The organism is Fimbriimonas sp. LA-C6 (assembly GCF_055398105.1).
On the sequence record NZ_AP038796.1, the window covers coordinates 2,464,520 to 2,478,169 of the forward strand.

At 54.3% G+C, this 13,650-nt stretch carries 8 protein-coding genes; 4 read left to right on the plus strand and 4 right to left on the minus strand.

The genetic code is table 11. The annotated features are described in order from the left end of the window. Window positions 1-41 precede the first annotated feature (41 nt). From ACZ51B_RS11480 to ACZ51B_RS11490, 3 genes are read right to left on the minus strand one after another with little or no spacing between them, the layout of a single operon-like run. Window positions 42-1,088, minus strand: coding sequence for a M42 family metallopeptidase (locus tag ACZ51B_RS11480; protein ID WP_464293467.1), 1,047 nt, complete (start codon window positions 1,086-1,088; stop codon window positions 42-44). Between the two features lie 48 nt (window positions 1,089-1,136). Beyond that, complete coding sequence (locus ACZ51B_RS11485) at window positions 1,137-1,841, minus strand: hypothetical protein (protein WP_464293468.1); 705 nt, start codon at window positions 1,839-1,841, stop codon at window positions 1,137-1,139. A gap of 50 nt (window positions 1,842-1,891) precedes the next feature. Beyond that, window positions 1,892-2,827 (minus strand): hypothetical protein, encoded by a 936-nt coding sequence (locus tag ACZ51B_RS11490; protein ID WP_464293469.1) that lies wholly within the window; start codon window positions 2,825-2,827, stop codon window positions 1,892-1,894. Window positions 2,828-2,921: 94 nt separating this feature from the next. Here ACZ51B_RS11490 and ppc point away from each other — a divergent pair, with 94 nt between their 5' ends. Further along, window positions 2,922-5,690 (plus strand): phosphoenolpyruvate carboxylase, encoded by a 2,769-nt coding sequence (gene ppc / locus ACZ51B_RS11495; protein WP_464293470.1) that lies wholly within the window; start codon window positions 2,922-2,924, stop codon window positions 5,688-5,690. Between the two features lie 509 nt (window positions 5,691-6,199). After that, on the plus strand, window positions 6,200-7,297 hold the full coding sequence (locus ACZ51B_RS11500) for a Fic family protein (protein WP_464293471.1): 1,098 nt from the start codon (window positions 6,200-6,202) through the stop codon (window positions 7,295-7,297). Here the strand turns inward: ACZ51B_RS11500 and ACZ51B_RS11505 are convergent. After that, a complete protein-coding gene (locus ACZ51B_RS11505; protein WP_464293472.1) occupies window positions 7,294-8,127 on the minus strand; it encodes a metallophosphoesterase in 834 nt (277 codons plus the stop codon). The two genes, ACZ51B_RS11500 and ACZ51B_RS11505, sit on opposite strands and share 4 nt — an antisense overlap. A gap of 367 nt (window positions 8,128-8,494) precedes the next feature. On the opposite strand from ACZ51B_RS11505, the gene ACZ51B_RS11510 reads away from it, so the two are divergent. Both ACZ51B_RS11510 and ACZ51B_RS11515 read left to right on the plus strand, forming a co-directional pair. Continuing rightward, complete coding sequence (locus ACZ51B_RS11510) at window positions 8,495-13,096, plus strand: RHS repeat domain-containing protein (protein WP_464293473.1); 4,602 nt, start codon at window positions 8,495-8,497, stop codon at window positions 13,094-13,096. A 57-nt stretch (window positions 13,097-13,153) separates the two neighbouring features. Then, entirely contained in the window at window positions 13,154-13,597 is a 444-nt protein-coding gene (locus tag ACZ51B_RS11515) for a hypothetical protein (protein ID WP_464293474.1), read from the plus strand. Window positions 13,598-13,650: the final 53 nt, after the last annotated feature.

A 13,650-nucleotide genomic window follows, 5' to 3' on the forward strand; every position in this document is an offset into this window, starting at 1 on the left:
TCAAGCGGGCACTTTGATTCCTCAAAGTGCCCGCTCCTAAATTACTCTTCGGTCAGATATTCCGCGACGAGTTGCGCAGTATCAATCAGAGCCTCAATGTGGGTTCGCTCGTAACCGTGCGACGTGTCCACACCGGGTCCAATCAACGCAACCTCTGCCCGGCCGCCAGACCGCCAATAAGCACTTCCGTCCGACCCATAGTAAGGATAAACATCCACCTTCAAATCGATGCCACGTCGGTCGCCAAGCGTCCTCAGCTTATCGCTCAATCGCTTGCTGTAAGGCCCAGAAGAGTCCTTCACACATACGGAACAGTGGAACTCATCACCAAGTAACCCATCTCCGATGCAAGCCATGTCCATCACGACCAGCTCTTGCAAATCGCTCGGCAGCCCGTCCATCCCGCCATGCCCTACTTCCTCGTAGTTGCTGATCAAGATCGTCGTGCGCTGAGCTGGAGTAACCTGCCCATCCACCAACGCCTTCACCGCCGCAACAGCGCAAGCGACACAAGCTTTGTCATCAAGGAATCGCGATCGAATAAAACCGGCCTCGCTAACCTCGACACGTGGATCAAAGTAAACAAAGTCTCCGATCTCAATCCCGAGCAGCCGGGTCTCCTCAGCGCTATTGGTCCGCTCATCCAGGCGAACCTCAAGCGTATCCGCGTTTCGAGGACCATCCGTAGCTGCACGGTTCACGTGCGCCGCGCCGTTTGTATAAACCAACGAACCACGAATGAGACGACCGGAGCGAGTCGCAATGCTAACACCCTCACTCTCAACGGTTGGCCAGTTCAGGCCGTTCAGAGCGGTCAGCTCTAACCGCCCGCTCGCCTTAACACGGCGCACCATGGCACCCAAGGTGTCCACGTGAGCAGTGAGCGCGCGAGGCTTGTCATCACGGAGTCCATCAATGTGAGCAAGGAGCGCACCTTTGACAGTCCGCTCCGTCTTGACCCCCATGCTTTGGAGTTCGCCCTCAACAAAACTGATGGCGTACTCCGTATCGCCAGTGGGGCTAGGAGTATTGAGCAGGTCGACTAAAAATCGCTTTAAGTAGTCGGTCGAGATCTCGAACCGGGCCATAGCGACACTATACTTTGCCAGACCGCATTTCGCACAGAGGGAGACCCACTACCTAACGATATTCCCGAGATCTACGGGATAAAACACCACGCTGGTGAGCTGCTTGCTCGCCAAGAAGTTCTCCTTCCGATACGTCGCGCCCTTGTCGCCCACGCTCCAACCCAAGTCAGGAGCCACAGCTGGTAGTCCAAACATCGTACTCTCCGCAAACCGGTAAGACACTGCGAGGAGATCCACAGAAACTGGAGGATTCAAAAGGTAACCCACAACCCGCTGCTTCTGCTCGTAACCAGCCCGACCAAGTGCAACCTTATAGGTCACTCGCAACGCATGAGTCCCCTGCTTCTTGAAGAACACGGTTCCAGAAAGATCGTTCCGATAATTAACCTCTTTCCCCGATCCTGTGGCCGTGCCTCTCGGTGTGTCAGGCGTCAGGTCGATCTTCTTCTTGTCCCAAGTCGCCTCAACCTTAAAAGTCGCTTGTCCCGATCGCTCATCCCCAACGCGAATTCGCGGAATCACCACACTCCCCACGCAATCCTCGTTTCCCTGGTATCGAAACACGGTAACACTCGAAACAGTCACAGTCCCATCTCGGCTCACATCAAAGTTCTTCGCGTCCACATCCAACGTCACACCATGGGAGCGAATGGCAAAAGGAGCCGTGGAACGCAGCTGTGGAAAGCCACTATAGTCAAAGCTGAGGTCATCCCCAGCATGACTGGTTGCAAGAAGTGCTAGCACGGTTAACATTCAATCCCTATGACGCTCTGGGCAAGGCGGTGGTTTCTGAGCGGTAGGTCTTAGTCCCACTTCCGATTGCGTGCCTGCTCCAGCGTAGGGCAGTGCATCGCTCGCCGAACGCTGTCACTGATGCCCGTCGTGTCCACCGGGTCAAGTGAAATAGGGCCGTTGCCATCGCTTGAGTATTGAGTTGCAAACCGCTGAGCGTAACCCCCGGCTCCCAGCATCCTGTCATACGTAGCCGACGCCAGCCACGCGGCCTCCTTCCGACCAAGCAGCAGTGAACAGATGGAAAGCTCATGGGCCAAGCAGTAGTCGGCCCACGTTTCACCATGCTGCAACACAAGCGAAGCATGGTCAAAGTCTTCGGCCGTGACAACGCGGCCTTGGGCAAGCAACCGAATAATCTGCTTCTTCCGGGCGTTGTCCTGTACCGTGATCTCTTTCATCTGCTTGGAACTGAGCTTGGACCAGTCCTGCTTCCGAACCGCCTGATCCGCGTCGCAAATCTTGGTCACCTCAGCATCGCTCTTCATGGTTTGAGCGCGCGTCAATGCCTTGTCAGGATCAGAAAACACAGAGAGAATCGACTTAGGCGCATAGCTGGGGTTGTACTTCTCATATCCAGCAAACTTAAAGCTTCCGATCCTCTGGGGTCTACCGCTTGCAATCACCAGACCGTCCCAACTCTTCTTGATGGCGCTCCGGGCACGGGAATCACCCATAGCCAGCGCCGCCAAACATAGCTCATGTTTGACACGACTCACTCTAAATCGAAACCGAAAGTCATAGATCAAGTTGGAGCATCGAATGAACTCATCCGCAGTAGTCGGCTGATTGGATTCCACAAACTCAATGACCTTCGTGTTCAACGCAGACAGCTTCGCATAATCAAAGCCGGATGACTTCGTGTACGACGCGTATTCCGCTTCGAGCCCCTCAAGAGGACTCGACGCTTGTGCCGAAATTGCCAGAACCGCCCAGACCGCAACCATCTTGCGAGATTACCTACTGAGGAGTACCGATCCCGCTTAGTGCATACTACGATTGAGTGGCCAACAACGCCGTTGCCCCGACTGTGCAACTAGTATGGGTTTCCTTGACCTTAACCCGGAGCAATACGGGCTATCCGAATCTCTCTCCACCGACATAGGTCGGCTAGACACGCTATTAGGTACGGTGCTTCGCGACCAAGAGGGCGAAGAACTGATCGGAATCGCAAAGCGCCTCATGCATGGCGATCCCATCAGCGAGATCCCCGAGCTAGCAGAACCCACCATGATCCGCCGTGTAGCACGCGCCTTCACGGTTCTGTTCCAACTAGCAAATACCGCCGAGCAAAAAGAGATTGTCCGTGTCAACCGAGCAAGGACCGCTCGCCGAGAGTCCATCGCCGAGGCAGTAGCCCAACTAAAGGCCCGAGGCTGTACCGCTGATCAAGCGAGAGAACTGATCTCGCACATCGAGATCGCCCCAACCCTAACCGCACACCCCACCGAGGCCAAACGCAAAGCAGTCCTCGACAAACTCCTCGCAATCTCCCTGCAACTCGCCGAGTCCGCCTCCCCCGAAGGTCTCACCGCCCCACTCGATGCCGAGCGTCTGCCTGTAGACGAAATGGAGCGAACCCTCACCGAGCTGTGGCAAACGGACGAGATGCGCTCACAGCGCCTCACCGTAAGCGAAGAGGTCCGCAACGCTCTCTACTTCTTCGAGCGAACCATCGTAGACGTCGTCCCGTGGTTACACGAGGACCTGCAACGAGCACTCGAAGACAACTTCCCAGGCGAAACGTTCGAGGTCCCAACCTTCCTCACCTACCGCTCCTGGGTCGGTGGTGACCGAGACGGTAACCCCAACGTAACCCCAGAAATCACCTGGCAGACCCTCCTCGATCACCGCATCATGGCGCTGGAAACCTACCTCCAGCACGCAGAAACGCTCCGCAAAGAACTCACGCTGAGCACAAAGCTAGTCAAGATCTCCGATGAACTCGTTGACAATCTTGCCAAGGTAGAAAGCGAACTTCCCTACCGCCCAGACCAACTCGCCCGCTACTCGCAAGAGCCGTACGTCCGCAAGATGCTCGGCGTTGAAATCCGACTACGCGATTCCCTAGAACAGGCCATCGCCATGCGAGTGAACGGACGAAGAGGTGGCTTCCCCCACGCATACACCTCTGCCGACGAGCTACTCGAAGACATGCTCATTGTCCAGAGAAGCCTGATCGTCAGCCAAGCCCGAAACCTGGCTCAAAGAGGACGCGTCCCGAGATTCATTCGACAGATCCAAGCCTTCGGATTCCACCTAGCAACGCTCGACGTCCGACAGCATAGCGACCAACACGCAGAGGCGCTAAACGAGATCCTCCACGCCGCAGGAGTGCTCTCCGCCAAGCAAAACTATCTCAAGCTCTCAGAAGAAGCCAAAGTAGCGCTCCTTACAGAAGAGCTAGCAAACCCACGCCCACTATTGCCAGTCAGCTTCGTCGGCAGCGACTCCGTGCGTCATGTGCTGGACGTTTTCCACGTCATCCGCAGAGCACGCCACGAGCTCTCAGACCGGTCCGTCGTCGCCTACGTCATCTCGATGACACACGGTGTAAGCGACATCCTAGAAGTGCTCCTCTTCTGCAAGGAAACAGGCCTCCTCCGGATTACTCCCGAAGGTGTGGAGTCAGAACTCGACGTAGTCCCCTTGTTCGAGACCATCGAAGACCTGCACAACTGCGGCCCGCTCCTCCGCACGCTCCTAGAAAACGACGCCTACAAGAAACACCTGCAAGCACGCAACAACTTCCAAGAGGTCATGCTGGGCTACAGCGACTCTAGCAAAGACGGCGGCTACCTCGCAGCCAACTGGTCCCTGCAAGCAACCCTCTCCGCCGTTGCGAGCGTGAGCGCGGACACAGGAATCCCCATCGGCCTCTTCCATGGCCGAGGTGGCACTGTCGGTCGAGGCGGCGGTCGCGCCAACCGCGCCATCCTCTCCCAACCGGAAGGATCCTTCCACGGTCGTATCCGCTTCACAGAGCAAGGCGAGGTCGTCTCATTCCGTTACGCCCTACCACCGATCGCCCACCGCCACCTAGAGCAGATCGTCGGTGCAGTCATCCTTGCAGCCCACGGAGTCGGCGCGAAAGGTGCCGAAGAACGCTACCGCCAAGTGATGGACGAGATGGAAGAAACATCCCGCCACGCCTATCGCTCCTTGGTCTATGAAGACGAGGGCTTCTGGAAGTTCTACACCCAGGCCACACCCATCGAGCACATCTCACTCCTGCCCATCGCGTCCCGCCCGGTCTCAAGAGCCGGAAACGCCATCGCAGGGGTAGAAGGCCTCCGAGCCATCCCGTGGAACTTCGCATGGGTCCAAAGCCGCGCCACCATGGTCGGTTGGTACGGACTAGGAGCAGCACTCCAAAGCCGCATCGATCAACCCGACGGCCTCGAAACATTGCAGAAGATGTACCGAGAGTGGCCCTTCTTCCAAATGGTTGTCGATAACGCACAGCTAGAACTGATGCGCGCCCACCTCCCAACCGCCCGCCGCTACGCCGCCCGAGTAACCCCCAAGGCACTCTCCGAGCGAATCGAAGGCAAGATAGAGGAGGAGTACCACCGAACAAGGGACGCCATTCTTGCGGTCACCACCCAAGCCGCCCTCATGGCCAAAGCTCGTGTAGTCCGCAACACCGTCGAGTTCCGAAACCCCATGGTAGAACCCCTCAGCGCCATCCAGGTCTACCTAATGGACCGCTGGGAAACCCTTACGGAAGACGAACGAGCAGGCGTATGGCGCGAAGCAATGCTACAAAGCATCGCCGGAATCGCTGCTGCCATGCAAAGCACAGGCTAGTCATTCCGTATTGCGAAAAAACAATTTGCACGCCAACACTGTGCAATAAAACGAATTGAGTGTCCTATAATGCCAAATGTATGCGCAGGGACACCCAAAAAATCGAATTGCGCCCAATTGGGTTACTTGCCTTACTTCAAGAGACGGGGCAGCACTTTCCCAGGCCATTCGAAGCCCACTATGCTGGTGGAGTACGAAAGGTTTTCCAGTCGAGCGATACGCAGTCAGAAACAAGGATCCCAAATGCTAGAGCACCAGTTTCGACGCGCCAGCATCTTGAATATGCGCTAACCAAAGAGCCACTTGACCTGCGAGCGTGGTTTCAAATCGTGCATGCGTTGGGGCCCAATCCCTTTCGGGATTGGGTAATCGATCAACCTACGGGGCGCTACTCTCGCAAGGCCTGGTATCTGTTTGAGAGCCTTACGGGAACCACAATTGATGTTCCAGAACCGAGTGTAAGCAATTACGTCCAGCTTGCTAATCCCGACCTCCAACTAACCACGACAATGTCAGTTAGGAGTCATCGCCACCGGGTTGACAACAATCTGCTTGGAGACTTCAGGTTTTGTCCACTTGTTCGTTGGACTCCAAACCTGAGGCGACTCGTTCAATCGAATCTCCATCAGCGAGTTCAGAGTTGTATCGTCGGCGTCGAGCTTCGAGACTTGCAGCGTGCTACGGACTATCTGTATCGAAAAGAAACGCGGGCCTCGTTCCAAATTGAGCGAGAGACGGTCACCTCTGATCGCATCGAGAGGTTTGTGCAGATACTCCAAACCGCACCAGAAACGTTGGAGTTCAGCGAGAAGGATCTGACAAAGATCCAAAACGCAATCGTCGAACCACGATATGCCGAATCAGGTTTCAGAGAGATCCAGAATTTCGTCGGACAAATGATGCCGTGGGGAGAAGAAAAGGTTCATTATCCTTGTCCACTACCTACGGCTCTTCCGTCGCTCATGGAAGGCTGGCAAGCCTGTTTTGAACGCACTTCAGAAGTCGATGCGGTCTGTCAGGCGGCGGTTTTGGGCTTTGGATTCGTCTTCATTCACCCATTTATCGACGGGAACGGTCGTATCCACCGGTATGTAATCCATTCTGCCTTAAGTCGGCGAAAATTCACGCCCAGTAATATTGTTCTACCTATCTCTGCGACCATGCTCCGCCGTAGAGATCGATACGATGCAGCCTTGGAAGCGCATTCACAAAGGGTCACCCCGTACGTCAATTTTCGTCTCGACACAGAGAAGTCAATGATTGTAGAGTCAGACTCGACTTATCTCTATCGTTACTGGGATGCAACCCCTCAGTGCGAGTACCTCTATGAAGCAATTTCAGATACGGTGAACGTTGACCTCCCTGAGGAGTTGAAAGCCCTAAAAGCGTTTGACGCAGGGTTCTCCGCATTAACGAGCATCGTGGACATGCCGGACCGTCGTGCTCGCCTCTTGCTCAAGTTTCTTCTTCAAAACGAATATAAACTGTCCAAAAGCAAGCGAGATTCGTTCCCGGAACTCTCAGACGCAGAAGTGAAAGACATAGAGCAAGCCGTACAGGATGCTATTTTTTCAGAAAGAGGGAACAGTTCAGTCCTCTTCGATTAGCTTCCATAAAGCGTGAGAACCGAAATGTCCGGGGGACAATAAGATCGGAACAGACCCAAAGTTCCGACCCCCTGCGAAACGTACAGCGGCACGTTCGCTTTCGGATAGAAGCCCGAAACAAACCGCCGAGCACCCCTCGGTGTATAAATCGGTATCCCGCCAGGAAGGCAAATCTCGCCACCATGGCTGTGCCCACTCAGCATAAGACTGGCGTGCGCCGGGAGCTCCTTCACAAAGTCCGGCTCGTGAAGAAGGACCAGCAAAGATTTGGAAAACTTGTCCTTGTCACGAATCGTATCGGGTCGATGCTTGCCCATCAATCCATCATCAATCCCCGCCAGCGAAACCCCTTCCACATCCACCACCTGATTACGAAGGAGCTTCAATGGAGTCGAAGCCACGGTCCTCAGAAGGTCCGCAAACCCCTGTTGCCAATAATCATGGTTCCCCAAAATGGCATAGCAAGGACACCGAAGGTCGTGAAGAGCTTCAAATGTCTCCGGCAAGAAGCTCAGCGCCTCTGGGGTGGCACGGTTGGTAAAGTCCCCCGTAAACACCAGCAGGTCGGGCTTCTCAGCAACAGCCAACCGCACGGCCTCCTTGGCAAGAGCCATCTCCTTAGGGCTGTTGATGTGGGTGTCACTAATCTGCACCACCCGAAAACCATTAGCATCCCAACGCGGAAGAATCAACTTCTTCCGAACAACATGTATCCCCGAAGAAGTGTAAACACCCCCAAGCGCCGCCCCACACAAAGCACCCGCCCCGTACTTGAGAAATCGCCTTCGAGAGAGTTGAGGAGTTGAAGCGGGACGTTCCAGATTGGGCATCGATCACCTATAACCGCAGGCTAACGTTGCCTGTTCCCAGTTTGACACCGACTAGGTCCGATTGCTCACGAACGAAAGACTGAAATATCAGCCCACATTTTCAAATAGATGCAACAAGTGCACTGATTTTTCGAGCGGTCGTGATTATGTTTAATTTAAGGCCTCAAATATACATAAATCAACGTTTCTGTAGCATTGCCTTTATTAAGGTAGCTCATCCCAAAAGAGTGATTATTAAAAAGTCATAATATTAACAGAATAAATATCCTTAGTATTGATTCGTAAGTCAATTTTAGTGAAGTACTATTTGCTGGGGAGAAAGGAATGTGAATATGACTGGAATTTCAATGTTGAGGAGTCAGTTGCGATGCGCCAATTGACAAGCATTGCACGTGTCTTCGTAATGTGCTGCTTGCTCGTCTGCCTGGCAGTCGCGCAAACAGTCTCACCGGGAGGAACTTCAAAACTCTCTTACACCTCGTCCACGTCGGGCACACCGACTACAGCTGGAAACTGGCGTGTGCTAAACGGCACGACAGTAATTGCAAGCAATGCAGCCGCAAACGGCTGGTCGGTAACGCTTGATCTGGCCAAGACGGAACTCGCCGTCACGGCACCTGCCACTGCTGCAACTGGTACAGGTTTCTCAGTTCAGTTTGAGCAAGCGTCAAACATCGTCTTTACATCAACATTTCAGCTGCCAAACCCATCTGGCCTCAGAGGGGCAGTAATCAGTGGAACCTTTTGGGCAACACCATTGGATCCACCAGCCTCAGGCGCAACCTGGGACGTTGTCAAAGCCGGAACCGTTGTTGCATCAAACACAACTCCGAACGGCTGGATCGTTACCACGTCGCTCCCAACCGGAGCCACTGTAAAGCCTCCGGTCACAGCCGCATTGGCTCTTGGCTACCAATTTCGCTACCTGCAATCGGGTGGGGCCTCGTTCTTTTTTGACGTTGTGACATCCGGTGGGGGAACAATTCCAGACCTGGATGTACCCATTCCAAGCTGGGCAGAAGATGTTCAGCCAGCCGACTCAGTCCAGTCGGGAGGAAATGGGCCCTCAAGTGCCGACTCGATCAACCCAGCCAACGGAGTGCACTCGCATACGCCTCCGGTAGATATCATTGGAAACAACCCTGTTGGACCCGATGCGACGTTTCGCCGATACTACCGAAGTTCGCGAGCACTAGCAGGTGCCAAAGCACCTGGACTCTCAGCAGGGTGGTGGCATAACTATTCTTATACGGCGAGCCCAGTTGCTCCGGGAACATGGGGCGGCATCACCATTCGCCATCCAAATGGCGGCTCAGAAACCTTCACACCAGTTCTAAGTGCAGGAACGCCGACTGGAGCATTCACATCTCCAAACGGAACGCCGTACACACTCAAAGGTGTCGCTGGCTCGACGACCGGACGATGGAACTCGCTCACACTTGTACTAAAAGATCTAACCCAATGGGTCTTTTCGCCAGATGCTGCGAATCCGGACAGCTACCGTCTCAAACAGCTCGTCAATGTAGCGGGTCGATTCAACACAATCAACTACGACGCAGCAAACAGCTATCGAATCTCCTCGGTCGTCAACGATGCAGGCACGACCTTACTCGCCTTCGCTTACGATGGATCTGGACTCCTACAAACCGTAACGGACCGTCTCAACAGACAAGTTCAATACACGTTTACAACACTCGCTGGCCGATCGTGCCTTGCTACCTCATCGCAGATTGTGGCAGCCGGTACTTCTGGAGCCGCCGTGCGATGGCAGTACAGCTACTCGCTGCTGGGTGCGCAACCGTTCCTTAGCACTGTGGGTGTGCCAAATCCAGCCACAGGCTCGGGGATCATCACTCACCCCATTAACTTCGATTCCAATACCGCTAAAGCAACGTCGCTCGTGGATGCGAACGGCAATCAGCACATATATCAGTACAACACGGGTGGAACGGCAAACACGCTCGTCACGGTTAAAAACAATCTCAACGTCACGGTCCTTTCTTGGACGCAACTTGTGGCTGGAACAGCACTCAACGGAGGAGTTGTTGACGCCAGCGGGCACGCTTCGGGTTATGCATACACAGACCCCAACAACCCAACCAAACCCACTTCTTTCACCAATCGAAACGGCAAGACCGTTTCCTGGACGTACGACCTGCACGGGAATATCCTGACGTCGACAGACCTTCGCGGGGTCGTTACCCAGTACACGTACGACTATAGCGTCAATCCCAACGGAAACTTGACGTCGGTTCAACGTGGCACGTTGACACCAACTTACATCGATTACAACGCAGCGGGCAGGTTGTACCGCCTACGCACGCCGATGCCTGGCATGGTGAGCACCACTCAGGTCATTTCCAAAGAGTACGCATACACAGCCAACGGCAACGTTCAGAGCGTCAAGGTTCTAAACTCGCTGGGAGCACAGGTCGCGTATACATTCAATTACACGACCGATGGAGCGTTCACTCAACCGGAAACACCAGGTCAACCGTTAACCATTACGGACCCACTAGGACGAGTAACGCACTACCGCTACGACTCCAATGGCAACCTTGCCTCAGTAACAGACGCAGTCGGGAATACAACGTCCTACGCGTTCGACGAGACGAATCGGCCTACCTCCATCACATTGCCCAAGCTAGTTGCATCGAACCCGACCAATGCGGTCACCCAGATCAGCTACCTCGGTACGAAGGATGTGGCCGACCTCAAGTCGTATGACGAAGCCGGTGCACTTGTTCGACAAGTCAATAACGGCCATGGCAATGAAGGCGAACAGAAAGCGGTCACTGGCGGAGTGCTCAGCTCAACCCTTGGCCTAGATGCTCTCTATCGTCCAGTTAGCAACACAAACGGTGCCTCAAACACGAGCAGCCTCGGCTATGATGCCAACGGAAACGCAACGAGTTTCACGCATCCTTTGGGTGACGGTCCCGCAGTTCTGGCCTTCGATAATGACGGCAATGCAACACAAGTTCGAAATGGAAATGGGGCAATCATCAACCTCATTCGTGCCACGGACGACGCCCGTGTAACGGACATTCAATACCCGGCGGCACCTGCTGAGAACGTCCACTTCGTACACGATAGCTACGGTCGAGTCACTCAGGTCACAGACCAAACAGGATCGACCAGTTACACGTACGATGACATCGACAATATCCTGACGGTCACTTACAACTACACATCGGTACCGGCACAAACGGTCAGCTATACCTATAGCGCCGATGGATCACGTGCTTCGATGACCATGCCGAAGGGCACGTTCAACTACGCGTACGACAGTGCAGGACAAATGATCACGGTCCAGTGTCCTTGGAATGCGGGCACTTCGTTTGACTACACCTACAAAGCAAATGGCCTTCTCGACAGTCAAAAGACGAGCAAGACCTTCACCAAGATCAACTACAACGCAAGAAGGCTGCCTTCTAGCCTTCAGAACAGAAATCGCGCAAGCACAGCCATCTACTCCAACTTCATTTCACTGAAGTACGACGGCGTCGGAAATCTGACTGGCTACTCGGGCTCCATTGGGGCCGTTGGCTCTGCAAAAGACGCGAGTTCAACCGTAACCATTGGCTACGATTCCTACAATAAAATCGCAAGCGAACGGCGCATCTTTACGGTTACAACAACAGATCCCGGCTACAACTATCCATTTGTTCGTAGCGCAGCCGGTAATTTGACGACGAGTCGAAGTCAAACCTACTCATTCAACGCGAACGATCAGCAAACAGGTACCGGAGTCGTTTACAACAACTCGGGGCAAAAAACCCAAGATGCAAGCGGAAGCTACACCTACGACACCGATGGTAACCCCACCGGAATCTACACGCCTTCCAGCGCTGTAGTTCTCACTGCAGCATGGCGCGGTGATGGACTCAGAGGCTGGAAACAAGATGGTGCGGGCAAACGCGTTTACTACATCTACGATGGCGATCTTCCGATCGCAGAGATCCTTCCGGACGGCAGTGTCTACGCCGCCTACGCATTCGGACCATTTGGCCTTGTGCAGCGCTGGGACAAAGCAGAAAACGCCTACACGGCGTTCACATGGGATCCACTAGGAAATCTAGTTCAAAGACATAAGCAGGCCGGCGAGCCAGTGCTAGGCGATGTTCCTCACGACACCGCAGTGTACGACTCCTACGGTCAGATGTACTCCGACGTGCTTCAATCGGGTGGAGGCGCAATGCCCCCAATCGACCCAATCGGAGCCTTTGCCCAATGGGGGAGCCTCACTGACGAGCAAACCAAAGGATCGGCAACAGGCTTTGCCCTGAAGTCGAACAAGTACTACGATCCAAGCCAGGGTCGCTACCTCTCACGAGAAGAGCGATTCCCGAACGGATATGTAGACGAAGACGATGGCGCAGCCACCATCGCATTCTTCCATGCAGCCAGCATGGTTCCCGTTGCAGGTGCCCCGTTTGCTCTGGCAATAGGAGTGGACGACCTCCAGAACGGTAACTACCTGTCAGGTGGCCTGAACATCGTCGGTGCGGTTCTACCATTCACTGGGGACGCTATCGCAGCGGCTCGTGGCCTCAAGGCAGCGGGAGAATTTGAGAGCGTCATAAAGGTGGGTTCTGGCACGGGGGGCAATTCTGCGCCCATGGAAGTGGTACGTCTGATCAAGAAGGGAGAGAAAGTGGCAGACCTAATCGACGAAGCCAAGGCCGGGCAATGGGAGCAGGGCGTCGAGCATGCGATCGTGTCCTTCAAAGATGGCACCAGAGCAATTGTAAAAGGAGGACCTGAAGGTATTGAGTTCGCCCAGAGCAACAACCTCAGGCGTCTGATATTCCACACGCACCCAAGCGGCAATCTTGCCAGGATCCCAGGACCGTCTAAGGAGGATATAGATGCTCTTCACCAGTTCCGCAGCCTGTGGGGCATGAAGCAGCGTACGTCATGGGTCAGCGAGAAGGGTCAGCTCTATAAATATGGAGTTAGAGAGTAGATTCTCTAAATGGCCATCTTCGTTGAAGGAAAATGCTGCCCGTTATGCGGGCAGCCTATGCTGCGCAGCCAGCGTCTCATTTCGTTCTCGCCGTTCGTCGCTAACCCGGACGATCCCGTCTACCCGATGGACGATGCGACGGTGCACGAGGAATGCCTAGTAACTCACCCCGCTGGACAGGAGGCCATCCTCCAAGAACAACGGTCCAAAGAACGTATAAACTTACGTTGCGCGATTTGCGGACATGAGCTGACACGTCCGGAAGGCGACCCAAGACCCGACTACAAGTACTTCGACGAAGAGATCACCGGACTCGGACACCTGGTGTACAGTCCGCTGTCACCAGCCTTCGAGTTCAACAACACAGTGTTCCATCGCAAATGCATCAGCGAATGGCCGGAAAAGAATCGACTTCGAAATGCGCTGGAGTCGCTGCGGAAGGTCGCTTACTGGAAGGAAAGTTCGGTGGACTACTTCCTCAAAGATCTAGGATTCAAATGACGTTATTGGGCAGCGTGAAAAAGAGACTAACTCTGGGCGTTGGATTAACTTGT

Coding starts and splice junctions, on each gene's coding strand:
- ACZ51B_RS11480 (WP_464293467.1), bottom strand. CDS start 1,088: ATGGCCCGGTTCGAGATCTCGACCGACTACTTAAAGCGATTTTTAGTC.
- ACZ51B_RS11485 (WP_464293468.1), bottom strand. CDS start 1,841: ATGTTAACCGTGCTAGCACTTCTTGCAACCAGTCATGCTGGGGATGAC.
- ACZ51B_RS11490 (WP_464293469.1), bottom strand. CDS start 2,827: ATGGTTGCGGTCTGGGCGGTTCTGGCAATTTCGGCACAAGCGTCGAGT.
- ppc (WP_464293470.1), top strand. CDS start 2,922: ATGGGTTTCCTTGACCTTAACCCGGAGCAATACGGGCTATCCGAATCT.
- ACZ51B_RS11500 (WP_464293471.1), top strand. CDS start 6,200: ATGTCAGTTAGGAGTCATCGCCACCGGGTTGACAACAATCTGCTTGGA.
- ACZ51B_RS11505 (WP_464293472.1), bottom strand. CDS start 8,127: ATGCCCAATCTGGAACGTCCCGCTTCAACTCCTCAACTCTCTCGAAGG.
- ACZ51B_RS11510 (WP_464293473.1), top strand. CDS start 8,495: ATGCGCCAATTGACAAGCATTGCACGTGTCTTCGTAATGTGCTGCTTG.
- ACZ51B_RS11515 (WP_464293474.1), top strand. CDS start 13,154: ATGCTGCGCAGCCAGCGTCTCATTTCGTTCTCGCCGTTCGTCGCTAAC.